Raw genomic sequence first — 20,292 nt, forward strand, 5'->3', positions numbered from 1 at the left:
GGAAGGGTAATGAGAACAGGCACGTCGCGAAGCAACGTGCCTGAAGACATTAGCATTCAGTAATAATCGTGCTCAGCGGCAGGCGAGATTTTGGCAGCGAGGCATTAAAATCTTCCACGCTGTGATGACCGACTGGCACCACCACCACGCTGGTGAAGCCCTTTTCTTTCAGGCCAAATTCTGCATCAAGAATGGCGGCGTCGAAACCTTCGATTGGCACCGCGTCCAGACCCAGTGCGGCGACGCCTAACAGGAAGTTACCCACGTTCAGATACACCTGCTTTGCCATCCAGTGTGCATCGTCTTTCAGCTCCTTACGGTGCATGTCGGCAAAAAAAGTGCGACCTTTGTGATTAGCGGCTTTCGCCTCCGCGGAAGCAAAACGCCCATCGGCCTCTTCCTGATCAACCACGCGTTCCAGCCATGCATCATCCATTGCCGTTTTGGCGCAGAACACCACGACATGCGAGGCATCAAGCATTTTTCGCTCGTTGAAGACAAAGTTACCGGCGGCAGATTTCGCCACGCGCGCTTTGCCTTCCTCTGTGCTGGCGACGATAAAGTGCCACGGCTGAGAGTTAGTACTGGACGGGCTGAACTGCAGCAGTGTTTTGATTTTTTCGGCTTCTTCAGCGGTCAGCTTTTTAGCTGGGTCGAATGCCTTGGTTGAATGACGTTTTAAGGCAACTGAAACGATATCCATAACGACTCCCGGTTGGTTTTAATCTTCGCAGGTTACAGGGTTCTACCGGAGATGATAAGAGAGAAATGGCGAACACAGTTTTCGTTATTTGAGATTAATCAGACCGGGCGGATTCGTTTCTGGCTGCGTTTAGGCAGGCCATCGACCACTAAATTCCACGAGTCGTTCACCAGCTCTTCCAGTAACGACTCGGTAATATCGTCACCGGGCGCGACGGAAATCCAGTGCTTTTTGTTCATGTGATAACCGGGGGTTATGCTGGGGTAAATCTGCTGATTTAACAGGGATTTTTCCGGGTCGGCTTTCAAGTTTATTACCGCACGGCGGTTAAATTCGGTGACGATCATAAAAATCTTTCCTTCGACCTTAAACACGTCGTACTCCGGGCCGAACGGCCAGCAGTGCTCAGTAAAGGGGAAGGCTAATGCCAGGCGTTTTGCGCACTCGTGCAGCGTTTTTTCGTCCATTACTTTTCCTCGCGGGTGAGGGCGCGCCACATGGCTTCAAAACCCAGAGAAATAAACTCTTCAGCGCGAGCCGGTTCACGGGCGGCAAATTCCATTGTCGTTTCTGCCAGCGTTAAAAACAGCGCATCGCCGAAGGCGCGATATTCATCGGACATAAAGACCGGTAGCACTGAGCGGTGACAGAGATCGCGCAGTTCAGGAAACATATCGTCGGCTTTTTGTTCCGTCTCTTTGGTGATTTTTTCGCTGACGGCCAGTTGGCGTATCGCGCGATGCCCCTGCGTGTGGTTTATCCCCCAACTGATATAGCTGCGCCAGATATAAAAGGTCAGCGCTTTGGCATCGGTCAGTGAACGATCCAGATTGGCGATCATCGACTGGCAGAGACTCTGTTTAAGATGAAGATACAGTTCGTTGATTAACTCGTCTTTGGTCGCGAAATAGCGAAACAATGTCCCTTCCGCCACGCCAGCATTGCGGGCAATCACTGCGGTTGACGCCGCGATCCCGGACTGCGCAATCGCCGTGGTTGCTGCCTCCAGTAATGCCTTTTTTTTGTCTTCACTCTTCGGACGAGCCACTACACTTTACCCTTAATGTGGTCTAAAAATGTGATTGAAACACGGCGTATGCAGCGCCGCAACGGTGAATGTCAAAGATTGAAAATCATCTTGACGAGAAACGTCTGATTTCTATAATGAGTGCTTACTCACTCATAATCAAGGGTGCGTCGCGCAAACCATCGGACAGGCGCGCGTTTTCAGGTCAGGATATGAAGCGTCTCACAGTTTGCGTGGTTGTTATTATGCTCATTACCAGTGCAGCAACGTTACCGTTTGTCCTCAATGCTGGCTTCGGCCAGGCGCCACAGGGCGCTCAGCTTAGCCAGGTTGAACAATCTGCAAACTACCGGGACGGGCAATTCCATAATCAGATACCGACGCCGGGCTATACCGGAAACAAAAGTATGCTCGCGGCGTGGTGGGAGTTTCTGGTCGCGAAGCGTGAGAATGCGCGCCCCGATCAGCCCCTGCCGTTGGTTGCGACCGATCTTGCCAGTCTGCCGGTCACTGAAGACATCCTAATCTGGCTCGGGCATTCGTCGTGGTATCTGCAACTGGACGGCAAACGTATTCTGATTGACCCTGTGCTCAGCAGTTATGCCGCGCCGTTTTCCTTCCTCAATAAGGCTTTCGCAGGCGATTATCCGTGGACGGCGCAGGCGATGCCGGCGATCGATCTGCTGATCATTTCGCACGACCACTATGACCATCTGGACTACGCCACCATCAAGGCGTTAATGCCCAAAGTGAAGCGCGTGCTTACACCGCTGGGTGTCGGTTCGCATCTGCGTTATTGGGGAATGAATAGCGACATCATTGAAGAGCGCGACTGGAATCAGTCCGTGCGAATTGACGATTCGCTGATGATTCACGTTCTGCCTGCGCGGCATTTTTCTGGCCGCGGCATTAAGCGCAACCAGACGCTGTGGGCCAGTTTTCTGTTCGAAACGCCGGAACAGAAAATTTATTACAGCGGTGACTCCGGCTACGGGCCTCATTTCCGGGCCATCGGCGAGCAGTTTGGCGGCATCGATCTTGCCATTATGGAGAACGGTCAATATGACCAGGACTGGAAGTACATCCATATGATGCCAGAAGAGACCGCTCAGGCCGCTCAGGATTTGCGGGCAAAAGCGATATTGCCCGGTCATGCCGGACGCTTTGTGCTGGCTAAACATACCTGGGATGACCCTTACAAACGGCTGGCGCTGGCCAGTCGACATAAAGCGTACCGTCTGCTCACGCCAATGCAGGGTGAACCGGTAAAACTGGACGATCTGGCGCAGCCGTTCACCGTCTGGTGGGAGCAGACCTCACATTTGCAGGAGAGGAGTTCCGAATGACCATTTCTGCTCAGGTTATCGACACGATTGTCGAGTGGATAGATGATAATTTGAATCAGCCGCTGCGCATTGACGACATTGCGCGCCACGCGGGGTATTCCAAATGGCATCTGCAGCGTCTGTTTTTACAGTACAAAGGGGAGAGTCTGGGACGTTATATTCGTGAACGTAAACTGCTGCTCGCGGCGCGGGATCTGCGCGAGTCCGACGAAAAAGTGTATGACATTTGTCTGCGCTACGGGTTTGACTCTCAACAGACCTTTACTCGCATTTTCACCCGCACGTTTAACCAGCCGCCGGGCGCCTACCGCAAAGAAAATCACAGTCGGGCACACTGATCTCCCGGAAAAACGCTTTCTTTGGCAAAACATCTCCTCACTGTGGATTAAAAAACATAGGTGAGGGGTATGAAGGATTTTTGCCAATAATGGGCGATTTACTATATATAGCCTGTGGGGTTTTATTGATACGTCAGATTGAGTGTCGCCGTCGCATTTGCTTGTCCGGCCCGTACTTTATCTTTGGTCTGTATATATCGGGCGGTAATGGGGAACGGCTCCAGGCCGCCTGCCGAGCGTTTAAGATTAAGCATCTTATTCAGTTCCAGTGGCGTATCGTTGTACAGTAACTGCACGCCGATCCCCGCGGCAACCCTTTCGTCACCCTGGTTACTGAGCTCGGGAACGCTGTCGTCCGTGGTATCAGGGTTTTGTGCGCCGGTTAACGTCACATTGATATCGGCGTTCGCGTCACAGTCGCGTTTCAGGTCAGCCGTGCTGCTTTCCTGTGAATGGGTACCCAACTGGGTAAACTGATCGGCCTGCACATCCCCAATGGGGAACGCGAGATTAGTACCGGACGGTATGGTGCAGGCGAGCACAGTGATACTGCCATTGATAAGATTTCATTTCCCCATTGGCAGGGTATAGGCAGAGCCGGGACCATCGCCCACTGCCCAGCTCATTATCATGCCGTTATCACAATACGCGCTCACTTCCGGGAACGTCAGATAATGGGCTTTCAGGACGGTGCCCGCAGGCGTATCTTGCTTTCGGGTTTATTAGTAAATGATCTCTGTGCCGGAAAGATGGAATGTGTGGAAGGCGCATAGATAAGAATATTTATTGTTCTAATATTTAAATTAACAAATCACGCCTGATTGGTAATGTGGTGAGTCTCTCGGGTTCCTGTTAGTGAGCGCCAAAAGAAGTGGCGCCCGGTTGGTTCACCGGCTTAGTGAGCCAGCGAAAACCAACGACGCCACACGTAGCGAATCACGAAATATTCAACAGCGCCAAGCGCTAAGAACCACAGGCAGAACAGCAGCGTGTAGAACTGGTTGAGATCCATCAGATGGAAGGTCGCAACCAGCTTTTGTGCCAGCACCAGCCCCAGCGAAGGCGCGGGAAGCAGCAGGCAGGAGAGAAAGGCCATCAGCAGAATACCGGCGGCGGTCATCAGTGATTCAAGCGGGTGTTTCATGGCAATGTTAAACGTGAGTTAAAAAAGCCATTGTCCGGGATCTTCACCGTTAACGCAAACCGGCGCCGCTTACCCGGCCCAAATCTCACAATGTTTTTTCACCAGCCCGATGAGCGATCCGCCATCGCTGACAAACTCACGCATTTTTTGCGCTTCGCTGGCACCCTGTTTAACCTGCCGGGTCAGGGCTTCAATCGCGCTTGCGGCACCGACTTTATCAGCGGACGGCGCAACTTTTTCCAGCAGGCGCAGCGTGTCCTCTGAAAGCGAATGATGGTCGCCGGTATGCACGTCGGTCAGAATCCCCTCCAGCCCGTAGCGACAGGCCTGAAAACGGTTGAATTTATATAGCAGATAGTCACGCTCCTGATGTTTAAACGGTCGTTCCGTCAGTAGCCAGTGCGCGGTAGCCTGAATTAAACCGGCCATGTTGATTGCATGGCTGAGGGTGAGCGGCGTATCCATCACCCGCACTTCGACCGTGCCAAAATGCGGGCTGGGGCGAATATCCCAGTGCAAATCTTTAATGCTGTCGATCATGTTTGTATAGCTGAGACGACGGAATAACCCTTCAAACTCCTGCCAGTTGCTCACCCACGGCATGGGGCCGTTATCCGGGAAACCAGAGAAGATATTCAGCCGCGACGAGGCAAAGCGGGTATCGGAGCCCTGCATATAAGGTGAAGCCGCCGAGAGCGCAATAAAATGCGGGACAAAGTGCGACAGCCCGTGCAGCAGGTAAATTGCATCATCTCCGCTGGCGCAGCCGACGTGAACATGCTGGCCAAATACGGTGGCCTGCTGAATGAGATAGCCAAAGTTTTCCAGCGTGCGTTGATAGCGTTCGTTATCGCATACTTCCTGGCGCTGCCATTTCTGAAACGGATGCGTACCGCCGCCGCAAATTTCGAGGTGATGGTTAGCCGCCGCTTGCAGGATCACCTGTTGCATCGCGGAAAACTGCGCCGCCGCCTGATCGATACTGTGGCAAACGTCAGTCGCCATCTCCAGCATGCTTTCGGTGATATCGTGCTTCACTTCGCCGGCGTGTACCCGGTCTTTCACTGCGGCAATCAGCGTCGAAGAGTCCTGGCTCAGATCATATCCCGGCGGATTAACCACTTGCATTTCCAGTTCAATGCCGAGGGTGTACGGTTCAGAGACGTGAAAATCGGGTAGTGGCATAGTGTTCGCTTCTCCTTTGATTTGTCAGATGAGTATAGAAGTGAGTGCGGGTTTCGGCGTGGTGGAAGAAATCTGAATCCGGTGCTTTGAAGGCGCATCGGGAACTGCTATAACCAAATTTTATCCTTGTGTAAGGAGTAATCGGTGCCGGAAATCAATGAATACGGCCAGACGGTGGGCGATGCGCTACCGGACTGGCATGGCGCGTCCGTTCTGCAACGGACGGTGCTGGAAGGTCGCTGGTGTCGCCTTGAGCCGCTCGATCCTGAACGTCATGCCGCCGATTTGTTCGACGCTTATGCGCAGGCAGACGACGAGCGAGACTGGACGTGGCTGGCAAGCCGTCGACCCGATAGCGTTGCGGCGACGTTCCACTGGCTCAGTGGAAAAGCGAATGATGACGCGCTGGTACCTTTCACCGTGGTGGATATCCGCGCAGAACGTGCGGTGGGGTTAGTCTGCTTTATGGCGATCGAACGCGAGCACGGCAGCGTTGAAATCGGCCATGTCACCTGGTCGCTGCGGATGAAAAATAGCGTACTGGGCACAGAAGCCGTCTGGCTGCTGTTGCGCTACGCCTTCGCACAGGGATATCGCCGGGTGGAGTGGAAATGTGATTCTCTCAACCTGGCGTCGCGCCGGGCGGCAGAGCGCCTGGGATTTGTCTTTGAAGGTCGCTTTCGCCAGAAAATTGTCCGCAAAGGCCGCAACCGGGACAGCGACTGGCTATCAATGATTGATGGCGAGTGGTCTGAGTGTGACCGCGCATTGCAGCGCTGGTTAGCGGCGGAGAATTTTGACGCGCAGGGCCAGCAGATTAAAACGCTGGCCCAGTGTCGACAGTAATACGCTTACCGTCGCGCCGGTTTGCGTACCGGCGCGTCGCCTGCCATGTAATAACGCGCTGTACTTTTCGCCAGCGGAGCGCGTCCGCGAATGGCATCGGCAATTTTCTCGCCAATCATAATGGTCGTTGCATTCAGATTGCCGGTGATAATTTGCGGCATGATCGACGCATCCACGACGCGCAGATTCTCAACGCCATGCACTTTCCCTTCACCGTCGACCACTGCCATCTCGTCAAAGCCCATTTTACAGGTGCCGCAGGGGTGAAACGCCGTCTCCGCATGTTCGCGCACAAATGCGTCCAGCTGTTCGTCAGTCTGACACGCGATGCCGGGACTGATCTCTCGTCCACGGAATTTATCCAGCGCCGGCTGGTTGATGATTTCCCGCGTGATACGAATCGCATCGCGGAACTCCTGCCAGTCTTGTTCTGTTGACATGTAGTTAAACAGAATTGCCGGATGTTCGCGTGGGTCGCGGGATTTCAGATGGACGTGACCGCGGCTCGGCGAGCGCATTGACCCGACGTGGCACTGGAAACCATGTTCTTTCACTGCGTTAGAACCGTTGTAATTGATCGCCACCGGCAGGAAATGGTACTGAATGTTCGGCCAGGCAAAGGCTTCACGGCTGCGGATGAATCCTCCGGCTTCGAAGTGATTACTCGCGCCGATACCGGTTCCACCAAACAGCCATTCAGCGCCAATCTTCGGCTGATTCCACCATTGCAGAGCGGGGTAAAGCGACACGGGCTCTTTACACTCATATTGCAGGTACATTTCAAGATGATCCTGCAGATTTTCTCCGACGCCGGGCAGGTGGTGAACCAGCGGGATCGCAAAAGCCTTTAGTAACGCAGCATCACCCACGCCGGAGCGTTGCAGGATCTGCGGCGAAGCAATCGCCCCTGCGCACAGCAGCACTTCTTTGTTTGCCCTGGCGCGGGTCGGGATCGTGCTGTCGCCTTCCAGCCACTCCACGCCGACGGCTTTTTTGCCGTCAAAGACGATGTGGTCAGTCAGCGCATGGGTCACAATGGTGAGGTTAGGGCGTTTTCTCGCCTGATCCAGGTAGCCTCGCGCGGTGCTGGCGCGCCGTCCCTGAGGCGTGACGGTACGATCCATTGGGCCAAAACCTTCCTGCTGATAGCCGTTCAGGTCGTCTGTCCGCGGATAGCCTGCCTGAACGCCCGCCTCGATCATCGCTTCAAAGAGCGGATTCACGCCCGGTTTTGAGGTGGTCACGCTGACCGGGCCGTCGCCGCCGTGATAGTCATTGGCACCAATATCGCGCGCTTCTGCTTTACGGTAATAGGGCAGGCAGTTGAGGTAACTCCAGTGTTCGAGCCCGGGTGCTTGCGCCCAGTTGTCGAGATCCATCGCATTGCCACGCACGTAGCACATGCCGTTAATCAAAGACGAGCCACCGAGCCCTTTTCCGCGTCCGCATTCCATCCGGCGGTAGTTCATATGCGGTTCGGGTTCGCTTTCGTAGGCCCAGTTGTAGCGTTTTCCCTGTAGCGGAAAGGCGAGTGCCGCCGGCATCTGGGTACGGAAATCCGCACGGTAATCCGGGCCACCCGCTTCCAGCAGCAGGACGGTGGTATTGCTGTCTTCTGTCAGTCGTGTAGCCAGTACGTTACCGGCAGAGCCGGCACCAATAATGATGTAGTCAAAATGCAATGAAACCTCCTGGTTAAAATACGGACTGGAAGGGGGCCATCTCGAGCTGGATGGACTTCACCTGGGTGTAGCTTTGAAGCGTCATCAGGCCATTTTCGCGGCCAATACCGGAATGTTTGTAGCCGCCAACCGGCATTTCGGCAGGGGATTCCCCCCATGTGTTGATCCAGCAGATCCCTGCTTCAAGCTGGTGGATGACGCGATGGGCGCGGTTGAGATCCTGAGTGACCACACCCGCCGCCAGACCGTAATCAGTGTCGTTGGCGCGACGAATAACTTCGTCTTCACTCTCGTATGTCAGAATGGACATCACCGGTCCGAAGATTTCCTCGCGCACGATGGTCATGTCGTCGCGGCAGTCGGTAAACACCGTTGGCGCGACCCAGGCTCCCTCATCGAACGCGTTTCCCGTCAGTACCTCTCCGCCGCACAGCAGCGTTGCACCTTCTTTTTTACCGCTTTCGATATAGCGCAGGACGTTTTCGCGATGCGCAAAGCTGACCAGCGGGCCAAAATTGGTGGCGGGATCAAACAGATCGCCTGCGCGGATCCGCGCCACGCGGGACAAAATGGTCTGCTCAAACGCACTTTTCATCCGCGCCGGAATGAACACGCGGGTTCCGTTGGTGCAGACCTGACCGGAGCTATAGAAATTTGCCATCATCGCGATGTCTGCGGCGAGATTAACGTTAGCATCCTCGAAAACGATCAGCGGCGATTTGCCGCCCAGCTCCATCGTCACCGCTTTCAGCGACGAGGCGGCCGCGTTTGCCATCACTTTTTTACCGCTGGCGACGCCGCCGGTGAAGGAGACTTTGGCGATGCCCGGATGGTCAGTCAGATAGTGGCCCGTTTCTGCGCCTTCGCCCGGCAGGACATTAAAGACGCCGTCCGGCAGGCCGGCTTCGCTGTAGATTTCTGCCAGCTTCAGGGCAGTCAGCGGGGTGACTTCGCTGGGTTTGAAGATCATCGCATTACCCGCCGCCAGCGCCGGTGCGGATTTCCACAGCGCGATTTGAATCGGGTAGTTCCATGCGCCAATCCCGGCGACAACGCCCAGCGGCTCGCGGCGGGTGTAGACGAACGCGGTCTCGCGCAGCGGGAGTTGGCTCCCTTCCAGCGCGGGAATCAACCCGGCGTAGTATTCCAGTACGTCTGCGCCGGTGACGATATCGACGCTGGCGGTTTCGCTGAACGGTTTGCCGGTATCCAGCGTTTCCAGTCTCGCCAGTTCATCATTGCGTTCGCGCAGAATCTCCACTGCCCGGCGCAGAATGCGCGAGCGTTCCATGGCGGTCATCGCCGCCCAGATTTTTTGTCCGCGCTGAGCGCTTTTTACCGCGCGGTCGACATCCTCACGGCCTGCGGCCTGTACGGTGGCCAGAATCTCGCCACTGGCAGGGTTGATCGTCTCGAAAGTCCGACCGCTGGTGGCGGCGGTATAGCCACCATCAATGTAAAGCTGTTGTTCTGCCATTCGGGACATGCATTCTCCTCGGTGAGTCAGTGGCTTTTGGGTAAGTGCTGACTGATGAAATGGGTGGTCAGCGCCTGCGCAAGACTGAGATTAAACGGCTTACCGCTTAGCGCGGCGCGTAGCCACAGCCCGTCGATCAGCGCCGCGAGGCCATAGCCTGCCTGCTGCGCCTGTTCACGCGGCAGTTCGCGCATAAATTCATACACAATGTTCGACAACAGACGTTTACTGGCGACCTGTTGCAGGCGATACAGCATCGGCTGGTGCATGCTGCTGGCCCAGAATGCCAGCCAGGCCTTCATTGCGGCGTGGCTTATCTGGGTCTCGTCAAAGTTTCCCGCCACGATGGCGCGCAATCGCAACTCGGCGCGTGCTCCCTGTAATGCATGGAGTCGATGCAAAACGGCATGACGCAGCTGGCTGGTGATGTCGCGCATCGTTGCCTCCAGCAATCCATTCTTATCCTTAAAGTAATGGCTAATGATCCCGGTTGAAACACCGGCACGACGGGCGATTTGCGCAATCGTCGCATCGTGCATCCCGACTTCATTAATCGCTTCCAGCGTAGCGTCGATCAGCTGTCTGCGCCGAAGGGTTTGCATCCCCTGTTTGGGCATGTTGCGGCTCCATTCATCAGTAATGTTTATGTATTTAACCTTTTATTGATTGAACGTTCAATATAAATGTGTCTTAATTGTTGCGAATTTGATTTCAAATAGTTGCAAGAAAAGTGAGGATAATTGATGTCAGACCTTCCGCAGAGCAGAGAAAAGGACAAAATCAATCCGGTGGTGTTTTACACCTCCGCCGGGCTGATTTTGTTGTTTTCCCTGACCACCCTCTTTTTTAGTGATTTCTCCGCCGTCTGGATTGGCCGGACCCTGAACTGGGTCTCGCAAACCTTTGGCTGGTACTATTTGCTGGCGGCCACGCTGTACATCGTCTTTGTTGTTTTCATTGCCTGTTCGCGCTTTGGCTCGGTAAAGCTCGGCCCGGAACAGTCGAAACCGGAGTTCAGCCTGCTCAGTTGGGCGGCCATGCTCTTCGCCGCCGGGATTGGTATCGACCTGATGTTCTTCTCTGTGGCGGAGCCGGTGACGCAATATATGCAGCCACCAGAAGGGGCAGGGCAGACCATTGAAGCGGCGCGCCAGTCGATGGTCTGGACGTTGTTCCACTACGGCCTGACCGGCTGGTCGATGTATGCTCTGATGGGCATGGCGCTGGGTTACTTTAGCTATCGCTATAACCTGCCGCTGACCATCCGTTCTGCGCTGTATCCGATCTTCGGTAAACGCATCAACGGACCGATTGGACACAGTGTCGATATCGCCGCTGTCATCGGAACTATTTTTGGTATCGCCACGACGCTGGGTATTGGTGTGGTTCAGCTCAACTACGGTCTGAGCGTGTTGTTTGATATCCCGGATTCGATGGCGGCGAAAGCAGCGCTGATTGTCTTGTCGGTGGTGATCGCCACGATTTCGGTCACTTCCGGGGTGGATAAGGGCATCCGCGTACTTTCAGAGCTTAATGTTCTGCTGGCGTTGGGGCTGATCCTGTTTGTGCTGTTTATGGGCGACACCTCGTTCCTGCTCAACGCGCTGGTGCTCAATGTGGGCGACTATGTGAATCGCTTTATGGGGATGACGCTCAACAGCTTTGCCTTTGATCGTCCGGTTGAGTGGATGAATAACTGGACGCTATTTTTCTGGGCGTGGTGGGTGGCATGGTCGCCGTTTGTCGGTCTGTTCCTCGCGCGGATCTCACGTGGGCGTACCATCCGTCAGTTTGTCTTCGGTACGTTGATTATTCCGTTCACCTTTACTCTGCTGTGGCTGTCGGTGTTCGGCAACAGCGCGTTGTATGAAATTATCCACGGCGATGCGGGATTTGCCCAGGAAGCGATGGTGCATCCGGAGCGCGGATTCTATAGCCTGCTGGCACAATATCCGGCATTCACGTTTAGCGCTTCCGTCGCTACCATTACCGGTCTGCTGTTTTATGTGACGTCAGCCGATTCCGGCGCGCTGGTGCTGGGAAACTTCACCTCGAAGCTGAAGGATATCAACAGCGATGCGCCAAACTGGATCCGTATCTTCTGGTCGGTGGCCATCGGGCTGCTGACCCTGGGAATGCTGATGACGAACGGAATTTCAGCCCTGCAGAACACCACGGTGATCATGGGCCTGCCGTTCAGCTTTGTGATTTTCTTTGTGATGGCCGGGTTGTATAAATCGCTCAAGGTAGAAGATTATCGCCGCGAGAGCGCCAGCCGCCATACCGCGCCGCGCCCCATGGGCGTGCAGGATCGGTTGAGCTGGAAAAAACGCCTCTCGCGGCTGATGAATTACCCCGGTACGCGCTATACCCGAGAGATGATGAAGACGGTCTGTTATCCGGCGATGGAAGAGGTTGCTCAGGAACTGCGGTTGCGTGGCGCGAGGGTGGAATTGCAAAGTATGCCACCAGAAGAAGGGGACAATCTTGGTCACCTCGACCTGCTGGTGCATATGGGCGATGAACGTAACTTTATCTACCAGATCTGGCCTCAGCAGTATGCCGTGCCTGGTTTCACCTACCGTGCGCGCAGCGGGAAATCGACCTATTACCGGCTGGAGACCTTCCTGCTGGAAGGCAGCCAGGGCAATGACCTGATGGACTACAGCAAAGAGCAGGTGATTACCGATATCCTCGACCAGTACGAACGTCATCTGAACTTCATTCATCTGGATCGCGAAGCGCCAGGAAATGGCGTGTTGTTCCCGGGCATGTAGGACGAGCTAAACGAAGAAGTAGCCGTTATGCGGGGAGTTATCCCCGCATATCCGCGAGTCAGGTCTGGATGAGACGGCACCCGCTTAAGCACCTCGCCCGCAGTCCGTCCTGGCTGCGGGCGATTATCTGTCTACCAGCAGATAAATCCGCCATCCACAACGAGATCGACGCCAGTACAGAACGAAGCCGCATCGCTGGCGAGGAACAGCGCCGGACCTGCCATCTCCTCCACTTTTGCCATGCGCTGTATTGGTGTCTGACTTTCAAATTCACGTGTCTGATGAACCATCTCTGGACGGGTGTTCATCGGCGTGGCGGTGTATCCCGGGCTGATGGAGTTCACACGAATGCCTTTTTCAATCCATTCCATTGCCAGGCTCTTCGAGAGGTGAATAACCCCCGCTTTAGAACTATTGTAATGCGCCTGTTCAAGGCCTCGGTTGACGATGATCCCGGACATGGAGGCGATGTTGATGATAGATCCGCCGCCGGATTCGAGCATCAGTTCCGCTTCCGCTTTGCAGGAGTTCCAGACGCCCGTGAGGTTGATGTCGATAACGCGCTGCCACTGTTCGCTTTCCATTTCCAGGGCCGGGTTGGCGTTGGCAATACCGGCAGCGTTCACCGCGATATCCAGACGACCAAACCGTTCTTTGGTCAGGGCAACGGCGGCGCGAAGGTCGCTAAGCTGACGAACATCTCCCGTATAGAGTGCCGACTGCCCCCCCATCGCGTCGATATGATTAGCGGTCTCTTTCAATCCGCCGTCTTCACGCAGATCAAAACAGACGACCCGTGCACCCGCGCTGGCCAGCGCCCAGGCAATGGTTTGACCGATGCCGCTACCTGCGCCCGTGACGAAAGCGACGCGTCCTTGCAGGTTAAACAGTTGTTGAGCAAAATCTTTTGCGATCATAGTGATAACTCTCTTCATCAATACCCTGGCGGGTATTACGACATAATCAGGCCACCATCAATATTGATGGTTTGTCCGGTAAGATAGCGCGCATCGTCAGAGGCCAGGAAGGCGACCAGTCCGGCGACGTCCTCGGGTTTACCGGCGCGTTTCATGGGGATGCCCTTAACCCACTCCGCCATCAGTTCACCTTTGCCATAGCGTTTTTCATCGGTACTGAGGATCTCGCCCCATACGCGGTCGTTGTAATCCCACATTTCGCTTTCGATGATCCCTGGACAGAAGGCGTTAACGGTGATGTTCCACGGGGCCAGTTCATGCGCCAGGCTCTGCGTGATACCAATCACCCCCATTTTGCTGGCGGCATAGTGCGGGGTGTAAATGAAGCCCTGACGTCCCTGACCGGAAGAGGTGTTAATCAGACAGCCATGGTTCTGTTTCACCATATATTTCGCCGCTTCCCGGCAACAGAGCCACACCCCTGTGGTATTGACGGCAAGGGTTTTTTCAAAATCAGCTTTTGGCATCCGGTCAAAGTAATCTATGGTGATCACACCAGCGTTCTGGATGGAGACGTCAATCGTGCCAAAGCGCGCAGCGGCTTGCTCATACAGCGCCTGTACCTGCTCTTCGTTAGTGACATCAACCTGCAAAGATAAAATATCAGCCTGGTAGCGCTGGCGCAGTTGCTCTGCCGTTTCGTGAACGCGCTCCGCGTTGGAGACCATCACCAGGTTTGCGCCGTCCCGGGCGAAACGTTCGGCGATACCTGCGCCAATTCCCCGGCATGCCCCGGTGATGACGACCGTCTTACCATGAAAATCACGTTGCATATTTCTTTCCCCTGTATAAGCCGGACAGGTGATGCCCGGCGGAGTGATGCTACTTAACTGGATACGGTATTCGCTGAGGGTGCTGTCGTCTGCTTTTCTTCATGGCGACGCATCAGAATGACTTTGTTCTGTAGCTTTTGCTGGAACTGGTCGACAACCACGGCGGTGACGATAACGACACCTTTAATGACCATTTGCCAGAAATCGCTGACGCCCATCATCACCATGCCATCGGCCAGAAAGACGATGACGAAGGCCCCGATGATAGAACCGGATACCCGTCCGCGACCGCCAGCGAGCGCGGTTCCGCCCAGGACGGTGGCGCCGATGGCGTCCATCTCAAACATGTTGCCGGTCATCGGGTGCGCTGTTTGTAGCTGAGACGCGACAATCAACCCAACAAAGGCAGCGCACAACCCGGAGAAGGCGTACACGAAAATTTTCGCTTTGACGATCGGCACACCGGCCAGACGCGCTGCGGATTCGTTACCGCCGATCGCGTAGATATAGCGGCCAAGCGGGGTTTTGGTGGTGATCCAGTAGCCCAACACCAGGAAGGCAATCATTAGCCAGATTGGCAGGTAAATCCCGAGCAGCGTGCCGGAACCCAGCGTAGCAAAACCGGTATTTCCTAGCGCTTCCATACCGTTAAGGTTGGGGTAGGTGCTACCGTCGTTAAACAGCAGGGCAGATCCCCTGGCAACGTACATCATGCCGAGAGTACAAATGAAAGGAGCCACACCAAAGCGGGTGATGACGGCGCCATTTACGAACCCGACGAGAACGCCGAAGATGGCGACACAGAGGATCACTTCCGCTACGTTGAAGAAGATGATGTTACCGCCCCAGATGGGCAAGCCATTGGTGAGTAATGCTCCCGCCACCATGCCGCAGATCCCTGCAACGGCGCCGACCGACAGGTCAATGCCCCCGGTGAGGATCACCAGCGTCATTCCAATTGCCAGTAAGCCGGTAATCGCAACGTGCTGGGTCATAATCAGCAGGTTAGATGTGGTCAGGAAATTCGGTACCATCACGCTGAAGAATGCGATGACCAGCAGCAGCGCGATAAACGTTCTGGCCTTCAGCAGGTACATGTAAATCATATATTTCTGGTTCATGATGGATTCCAGCCTGATTAATCTTGCGGTGTAGAAGCCGCGATCAACTTCTCGCGGGTGACTGCATGACGGGGGACATCAGCGGTGATCCGGCCATCAGCCATCACCAGAATACGGTCCGCCAGCGCCATCACTTCGTCCAGCTCTGATGAAGAAAACATCACTGCCAGCCCCTGTTGCGCCATTTTGCCGATAAGGTGATACACGTCGGTTTTCGCCCCTACGTCGATGCCGCGGGTCGGTTCATCGAGGAACACTACCTGCGGCTGTGTCATCAATGCTTTACCCAGTACCACTTTTTGCTGGTTTCCACCGCTGAGTGAGGTGATGGGCAATGCAGGATCGCTGACTTTGATGGCAAGTTGCTGAATCATCTCCTTCACGCTGGTCTGCTCTTTATGCGGATTCAGCCATTTCCAGGCCCGACGAAAACCCTGCAGGCTGAGGTCAGAGAGCGTCATATTGGATTGAATCGACATCATCTGAACGACGCCTTCGCCCTGTCTATCTTCCGGCACCAGCGCAAGCCCTTTCTTAAGTCGAGACTGAAAGTGGGCTTTATCGATACACTCACCGTTGAGTTGAATGCTACCGCTCTGGCAGGGCATCAGACCCACCAGTCCTTTGAACAACTCGGTGCGTCCGGCACCCAGCAGACCGTAGATCCCAATCACCTCGCCTTTATTCAGGCTGAACGACACGTCATTGAGCTTATAGCCGCCGCTGGAGTGAAGCGCGGTCAGCCCTCGCACGTCGAGAACCGTATTGCCTTGCGGAGCCGGTTGATAATCGAAGTGTTTTTTCTTATCGCCCACCATCTGTTCGATGATCCACGGAATGCTGGCATCACTGACCGGACGCTCGCTGATAAAGTGACCGTCGCGGAAAATGGTGATGTAGTCGCCAATTTCCATGAGCTCTTCCAGCCGATGGGAAATATAGATAATGGTGACGCCGCGTCGTTTGAGTTGCTCAATCACGTTGAACAGGATTTTGACTTCAGACTGACTCAGCGCAGAGGTGGGTTCATCCATGATTAAGACGCGCGTATCTTTTGAGAGCGCGCGGGCAATCTCGACCAGTTGCTGGTGGCCGATCCCCAGTTCTTCTAAGGGCGTGTATGGATCAACATCCAGTTCCAGTCGCTTTAGAAGGCTTTGTGCCAACGCGTACTGGTATTTTTCGTTAATTTTCCCTTTCTGAAAAAACTCGTTAGCCATGAAAATATTATCCATGACATTCATATTCGGGAATAAATTCAACTCCTGAAAAATAATACTGATACCCAATTTTTCAGCCTGATGCGTCGAATTCATAGAAACAGGCGTACCATCCAGAAAAATTTCACCGGAGGATGGCGTTTCGACACCAGCAAGCATTTTCATCATGGTGGATTTACCTGCACCATTTTCTCCGATCAGAACATTCACTTTATTCCGATATACCCGATAATTGACGTTATCTAATGCCACCACGCCAGGATAGACACGAGACAGGCTGCGGGTTTCGATAATGACTTCCGATTCGACGGGTTGGGGAGTGACGATATCTTGCTGTTGCATGTTATTGTCCTCCTGCAGGTTCAATTTTTACGGGCGTAATATCAGGGATCGTCTGAGGAAGATCCCAGGCGGAAAATACACCATACACTTGCGCCGATTCGCCGGTTTTAAGTTGGGCCGTCTGAATCATTTTTATCGCCTGGTCGTTAATGGCACGACCATACTCGCCAAATAACACCTGGTCGTTAAAATCGCCGTAAGTCGCGCCCTTATAAGCATCACGTAATTGCGTACCGCGTAATGTTGGACCAATCTGAACAATAATATTGCTGCCGCTTTTGTCCGCGATGGTCATTTTTCCACTCCGGGAAGCGGTATCGATCGTGCCAATATTGCCTTCAACCTTTACGTAAAAGATGCAGGGGTTCTCTTCCTGAGAACGATAGCCCAGTTTTTTACAGGCGCTATCGAAGTCTTTCTCGGCCTGTAACGCAGCCATTAAATCTGCCACCGGACGAGCCTGCCCAACAATTTGCGGCACAATTTTGTTTTGCCACGTCTGGTCTATATTGGCCATATGGGGATTTGGCGGAGATTTCAGATCCGCAAGCTCCTGCTGCGAGACAATGCGGCATCCGCCCACGGTCAATACCACCAGCGCCAGCCAGGCTTTTTTAGACATAATGTTCTCCTCTGCGCCTCCGCAGAGGCGCAACTACCCGAGATCAGGACTTGATATTGAAATCCTGTACTTTATCTGCGTTATCTTTGGTGATGAGAATGCCGCGGAACATGACGCGTTGTTTCTCTGGTTTCACGCCTTTTTGCAGGTAGTTATCCAGATCGGTCACGCCCTGTGCGGCGATCGCCTGTGCCTGCAGCATGACAGTCGCCTGTAAGGTACCGGCTTTCACCGCATCGCGTTCATCGTTGCTACCATCGATACCGACGACCACAACGTCATTGCGGTTTGCGGCTTTCAACGCGGCGATAGCACCCAGCGCAACAGGACCGTTACCGCAGATGACGCCTTTCACATCCGGGTGGGCTTGTAGAATACTGTCCATAATTCGCTTACCGTCGATAAGCGTCCCTTTAGCATCTTGTCTGGCGACGCTGACCATGTCCGGGAACTGGTCAATCACCTGGTGGAAAGATTTAGAACGGGTAACGCAGTTATTATCGGCGAGGTTACAAGTCAGCTCGGCGTATTTCCCTTTTTCCCCCATTTTCTCAACAAAAACGTTGGCAACTTCAGAACCTGCCTGGAAGTTATTATGGGTAATTTGCACCAGCGCCACATCATCTACGGGAATTTCGCGGTTGATTAATATGACGGGAATACCGGCTTTCTTCGCTTTTTCAATGGCGGCGACGCTGGCCGTTGAATCCGCATTATCCAGAATGATGCCCTGAACTTTTTTGCCGATAGCGGTATCAATCAATTCATTCTGTTTTTTGACATCTTCACTGTGCGACAAAATGGTGGTTTTGTAGCCTAACTCCTGGGCTTTTTCACTGGCGCCTTTGGCTTCTGACGCGTAATACGGATTATCCAGTGAATTCACCATAATCATAATTGTCCCTTTTTCTGCCGCATGGGCAGAAAAAGACAAAGCAGTCAGGGTTGCAGCGGTTAACAGCGTTAAACGTAATTTCATGACAATGTTCTCTCTGTGTTGTTATTGTCGGGTACGGTGAAACAACGTAAAGCATGAATTCTTGTAAAACAGGGCTAATGGTCCGGGGTTCTCCTTCTGTTAATGAATAGGGGTGTCACGCATCTTCCCTGGTGAGGCGTCAGGCGGACGGGGCCGGTTTCCATCGTGTTCTGTTCACCGCATTGCGCCACTCCTGCCATCTTTTTTGCAGGCGATGATGGCGAGCCATGTCGGGCTGAAATGCGCTGTGTACGGTTAAAAAGGCTTTTAAATCAGTGAGCGAGCCGGGATGGAGCGCTTTGCGTGCCAGTAACGCGGCGCCAATAGCCGACAACTCAGGCACATCGCTGCGCATCACCGGACAGCCCAGCAGGTCTGCCTGGTATTGCATTAACCAGTCATTCTTTGTCGGGCCGCCGTCGACCATCAGTGCCGACACGCTAAAGTCCTCATGCTGTTGCATGGCGACCACGACATCGGCGATTTGATAGGTAATCGACTCCAGGGCGGCGCGGATCAGATGGGCACGCTTAACGCCGCGACTCAGCCCGCAGATCACGCCGCGCGCGCTGTCATCCCACCAGGGGGCGCCGAGCCCGGTTAATGCCGGGACGAAGTACACGCCCAGGGTGGACTCAACGGAAGCGGGAAGCGTATTCAGTTCATGAGCCAGTTCGGCGTCAGACAGTTCGCTCAGCCCGGTACTATCAGCCATCCACGCCACCGCATCGCCCGTGTGTGGAATGTTGCCTTCCAGGCCGTAAATAATCTTCTCACCATCGTGCCAGGCAATGGTGGTCGCCAGCGCGCCACTATCGCACTGGGCTGAGGTCACCGGTGCCATCACGGAGGACCCGGTGCCGTAAGTGGCTTTGACACACCCCATCTCGCCGAGGGCGTGGCCAAACAGCGCGGCGTGCGAGTCACCAACCATCGACATCACCGGGATACCATCCGCAATACCGTTCAGGCCGCGGGTATAGCCAAATAATCCACTGGAGGGTTTAATTTCCGGTAAGGCGGCGCGGGGGATGTGGAACAGTTCCAGCATGGTGTCATCCCACTGCCCGGTGTGCAGATTGAGCAACTGGGTGCGGGCCGCGTTAGAGTAGTCGCAGCAGAAAGCCTCGCCGCCGGTTAAATTCCACAGCAGCCAACTGTCGATGGTCCCCAGACAGATTTTTCCCTGGGCCGCGAGCCGTGAGCCATCGGCTACCGACTCCAGCAGCCAGCGCATTTTAGAGGCGGAAAAAAGCGGTGCAATCGGCAGGCCAGTCGTTGTTTTAATCAGGTGTTCTTTGTCGGCGTGGCGTAGTTCTTCACAGTACGCCGCACTGCGCGTGCACTGCCAGGTGATGGCGGAATTCAGCGGTTTGCCCGTCTGGCGATACCAGCCAATGGCGGTTTCACGCTGATTACTGATTGCCAGAGCCGCGACGTTATCGGCGCCAACATGATTGATCGCTTTCGCAATCACATCGAGTGATGCATCAATCAATACCTCGCCGGATTGCTCAACCCAACCTTCACGCGGCGTCTGAATGGCCAGCGGTTGAGAAAATTTGGCGACCACCTGACCCTGTGCGTCCAGTGCTATGGCTTTCGCGTTGGTAGTCCCTTCATCCAGCGCAATGATGAACTCTTTCGTTGCTGCACACATAGATTGATTATCTCCTGAGTCACATTGCGTCCCGGCGTTGAAGGGAAGAGGGACTCCCTTGCTGTCGCGTCTT

Annotated in this window: 20 protein-coding genes; 4 read left to right on the plus strand and 16 right to left on the minus strand. The window is 54.3% G+C overall.

Annotated features, from left to right (window positions below; all coding sequences use genetic code 11):
• Nucleotides 1–49: 49 nt before the first annotated feature.
• The 3 genes from nfsB to AOY24_RS02755 form a co-directional block, all read right to left on the minus strand.
• On the minus strand, nt 50–703 hold the full coding sequence (gene nfsB, locus AOY24_RS02745) for an oxygen-insensitive NAD(P)H nitroreductase (protein WP_043001491.1): 654 nt from the start codon (nt 701–703) through the stop codon (nt 50–52).
• Between the two features lie 98 nt (nt 704–801).
• Nucleotides 802–1,170: an MmcQ/YjbR family DNA-binding protein gene (locus AOY24_RS02750; protein ID WP_044256666.1), complete on the minus strand. Its 369-nt coding sequence runs from the start codon at nt 1,168–1,170 to the stop codon at nt 802–804.
• The gene (locus AOY24_RS02755) at nt 1,170–1,751 is read right to left on the minus strand and encodes a TetR/AcrR family transcriptional regulator (protein WP_043001489.1); all 582 of its coding nucleotides are present in this window, start codon (nt 1,749–1,751) and stop codon (nt 1,170–1,172) included. The genes AOY24_RS02750 and AOY24_RS02755 overlap by 1 nt, the downstream gene beginning before the upstream one ends.
• 191 nt (nt 1,752–1,942) lie before the next feature.
• On the opposite strand from AOY24_RS02755, the gene AOY24_RS02760 reads away from it, so the two are divergent.
• Nucleotides 1,943–3,076: an MBL fold metallo-hydrolase gene (locus AOY24_RS02760; protein WP_043001488.1), complete on the plus strand. Its 1,134-nt coding sequence runs from the start codon at nt 1,943–1,945 to the stop codon at nt 3,074–3,076.
• On the plus strand, nt 3,073–3,414 hold the full coding sequence (locus tag AOY24_RS02765) for a RamA family antibiotic efflux transcriptional regulator (RefSeq protein ID WP_043001487.1): 342 nt from the start codon (nt 3,073–3,075) through the stop codon (nt 3,412–3,414). Before AOY24_RS02760 ends, AOY24_RS02765 begins: the two co-directional genes overlap by 4 nt.
• 122 nt (nt 3,415–3,536) lie before the next feature.
• Here AOY24_RS02765 and AOY24_RS02770 read toward each other — a convergent pair whose 3' ends face one another.
• The 3 genes from AOY24_RS02770 to AOY24_RS02780 all read right to left on the minus strand — a co-directional run bounded on the left by AOY24_RS02770 (nt 3,537) and on the right by AOY24_RS02780 (nt 5,743).
• A complete protein-coding gene (locus tag AOY24_RS02770) occupies nt 3,537–3,956 on the minus strand; it encodes a fimbrial protein (RefSeq protein WP_054176110.1) in 420 nt (139 codons plus the stop codon).
• Between the two features lie 353 nt (nt 3,957–4,309).
• Nucleotides 4,310–4,558, minus strand: coding sequence for a DUF1158 domain-containing protein (locus AOY24_RS02775; protein WP_043001486.1), 249 nt, complete (start codon nt 4,556–4,558; stop codon nt 4,310–4,312).
• Between the two features lie 69 nt (nt 4,559–4,627).
• The gene (locus tag AOY24_RS02780) at nt 4,628–5,743 is read right to left on the minus strand and encodes a YbdK family carboxylate-amine ligase (protein ID WP_043001485.1); all 1,116 of its coding nucleotides are present in this window, start codon (nt 5,741–5,743) and stop codon (nt 4,628–4,630) included.
• 144 nt (nt 5,744–5,887) lie between these two features.
• On the opposite strand from AOY24_RS02780, the gene AOY24_RS02785 reads away from it, so the two are divergent.
• On the plus strand, nt 5,888–6,589 hold the full coding sequence (locus AOY24_RS02785; RefSeq protein ID WP_054176111.1) for a GNAT family N-acetyltransferase: 702 nt from the start codon (nt 5,888–5,890) through the stop codon (nt 6,587–6,589).
• Nucleotides 6,590–6,594: 5 nt separating this feature from the next.
• Here the strand turns inward: AOY24_RS02785 and betA are convergent, their stop codons facing one another.
• The 3 genes from betA to betI are packed head-to-tail and all read right to left on the minus strand — an operon-like array spanning nt 6,595 to nt 10,365.
• On the minus strand, nt 6,595–8,271 hold the full coding sequence (betA, locus tag AOY24_RS02790) for a choline dehydrogenase (protein ID WP_044256662.1): 1,677 nt from the start codon (nt 8,269–8,271) through the stop codon (nt 6,595–6,597).
• 13 nt (nt 8,272–8,284) lie between these two features.
• Nucleotides 8,285–9,757, minus strand: coding sequence for a betaine-aldehyde dehydrogenase (betB, locus tag AOY24_RS02795; RefSeq protein ID WP_043001482.1), 1,473 nt, complete (start codon nt 9,755–9,757; stop codon nt 8,285–8,287).
• A gap of 17 nt (nt 9,758–9,774) precedes the next feature.
• Nucleotides 9,775–10,365, minus strand: coding sequence for a transcriptional regulator BetI (gene betI, locus AOY24_RS02800; protein WP_044266442.1), 591 nt, complete (start codon nt 10,363–10,365; stop codon nt 9,775–9,777).
• 126 nt (nt 10,366–10,491) lie between these two features.
• Between betI and AOY24_RS02805 the strand changes: the two genes are divergently transcribed.
• Complete coding sequence (locus AOY24_RS02805; RefSeq protein WP_043001480.1) at nt 10,492–12,525, plus strand: choline transporter; 2,034 nt, start codon at nt 10,492–10,494, stop codon at nt 12,523–12,525.
• A gap of 131 nt (nt 12,526–12,656) precedes the next feature.
• Here the strand turns inward: AOY24_RS02805 and AOY24_RS02810 are convergent, their stop codons facing one another.
• The 7 genes from AOY24_RS02810 to AOY24_RS02840 all read right to left on the minus strand — a co-directional run bounded on the left by AOY24_RS02810 (nt 12,657) and on the right by AOY24_RS02840 (nt 20,219).
• Nucleotides 12,657–13,442: an SDR family oxidoreductase gene (locus AOY24_RS02810; protein ID WP_044266441.1), complete on the minus strand. Its 786-nt coding sequence runs from the start codon at nt 13,440–13,442 to the stop codon at nt 12,657–12,659.
• A 35-nt stretch (nt 13,443–13,477) separates the two neighbouring features.
• Nucleotides 13,478–14,275 carry an SDR family oxidoreductase gene (locus tag AOY24_RS02815; protein WP_043001478.1) on the minus strand — a complete coding sequence of 266 codons (798 nt, stop codon included), beginning with the start codon at nt 14,273–14,275 and terminating at the stop codon, nt 13,478–13,480.
• A gap of 53 nt (nt 14,276–14,328) precedes the next feature.
• Entirely contained in the window at nt 14,329–15,396 is a 1,068-nt protein-coding gene (locus AOY24_RS02820) for an ABC transporter permease (protein WP_044256655.1), read from the minus strand.
• 17 nt (nt 15,397–15,413) lie between these two features.
• Complete coding sequence (locus AOY24_RS02825; RefSeq protein ID WP_044256653.1) at nt 15,414–16,958, minus strand: sugar ABC transporter ATP-binding protein; 1,545 nt, start codon at nt 16,956–16,958, stop codon at nt 15,414–15,416.
• Nucleotide 16,959: 1 nt separating this feature from the next.
• A complete protein-coding gene (locus AOY24_RS02830) occupies nt 16,960–17,580 on the minus strand; it encodes a DUF2291 family protein (RefSeq protein ID WP_054176112.1) in 621 nt (206 codons plus the stop codon).
• Between the two features lie 43 nt (nt 17,581–17,623).
• Nucleotides 17,624–18,559: a D-ribose ABC transporter substrate-binding protein gene (locus AOY24_RS02835; RefSeq protein ID WP_043001474.1), complete on the minus strand. Its 936-nt coding sequence runs from the start codon at nt 18,557–18,559 to the stop codon at nt 17,624–17,626.
• 139 nt (nt 18,560–18,698) lie between these two features.
• Nucleotides 18,699–20,219, minus strand: a complete 1,521-nt coding sequence (locus AOY24_RS02840; protein WP_044256649.1) for a glycerol kinase GlpK — start codon at nt 20,217–20,219, stop codon at nt 18,699–18,701.
• Nucleotides 20,220–20,292: the final 73 nt, after the last annotated feature.

The organism is Citrobacter sp. CtB7.12, assembly GCF_001297795.1.
In the GTDB taxonomy this organism is placed as follows: Bacteria; Pseudomonadota; Gammaproteobacteria; order Enterobacterales; family Enterobacteriaceae; genus Citrobacter_A; species Citrobacter_A amalonaticus.

Coding starts and splice junctions, on each gene's coding strand:
- betI (WP_044266442.1), bottom strand. CDS start 10,365: ATGCCCAAACAGGGGATGCAAACCCTTCGGCGCAGACAGCTGATCGAC.
- AOY24_RS02840 (WP_044256649.1), bottom strand. CDS start 20,219: ATGTGTGCAGCAACGAAAGAGTTCATCATTGCGCTGGATGAAGGGACT.
- AOY24_RS02760 (WP_043001488.1), top strand. CDS start 1,943: ATGAAGCGTCTCACAGTTTGCGTGGTTGTTATTATGCTCATTACCAGT.
- AOY24_RS02830 (WP_054176112.1), bottom strand. CDS start 17,580: ATGTCTAAAAAAGCCTGGCTGGCGCTGGTGGTATTGACCGTGGGCGGA.
- AOY24_RS02775 (WP_043001486.1), bottom strand. CDS start 4,558: ATGAAACACCCGCTTGAATCACTGATGACCGCCGCCGGTATTCTGCTG.
- betB (WP_043001482.1), bottom strand. CDS start 9,757: ATGTCCCGAATGGCAGAACAACAGCTTTACATTGATGGTGGCTATACC.
- AOY24_RS02765 (WP_043001487.1), top strand. CDS start 3,073: ATGACCATTTCTGCTCAGGTTATCGACACGATTGTCGAGTGGATAGAT.
- AOY24_RS02750 (WP_044256666.1), bottom strand. CDS start 1,170: ATGGACGAAAAAACGCTGCACGAGTGCGCAAAACGCCTGGCATTAGCC.
- AOY24_RS02780 (WP_043001485.1), bottom strand. CDS start 5,743: ATGCCACTACCCGATTTTCACGTCTCTGAACCGTACACCCTCGGCATT.
- AOY24_RS02825 (WP_044256653.1), bottom strand. CDS start 16,958: ATGCAACAGCAAGATATCGTCACTCCCCAACCCGTCGAATCGGAAGTC.
- AOY24_RS02810 (WP_044266441.1), bottom strand. CDS start 13,442: ATGATCGCAAAAGATTTTGCTCAACAACTGTTTAACCTGCAAGGACGC.
- AOY24_RS02835 (WP_043001474.1), bottom strand. CDS start 18,559: ATGAAATTACGTTTAACGCTGTTAACCGCTGCAACCCTGACTGCTTTG.
- AOY24_RS02820 (WP_044256655.1), bottom strand. CDS start 15,396: ATGAACCAGAAATATATGATTTACATGTACCTGCTGAAGGCCAGAACG.
- AOY24_RS02815 (WP_043001478.1), bottom strand. CDS start 14,275: ATGCAACGTGATTTTCATGGTAAGACGGTCGTCATCACCGGGGCATGC.
- AOY24_RS02805 (WP_043001480.1), top strand. CDS start 10,492: ATGTCAGACCTTCCGCAGAGCAGAGAAAAGGACAAAATCAATCCGGTG.
- nfsB (WP_043001491.1), bottom strand. CDS start 703: ATGGATATCGTTTCAGTTGCCTTAAAACGTCATTCAACCAAGGCATTC.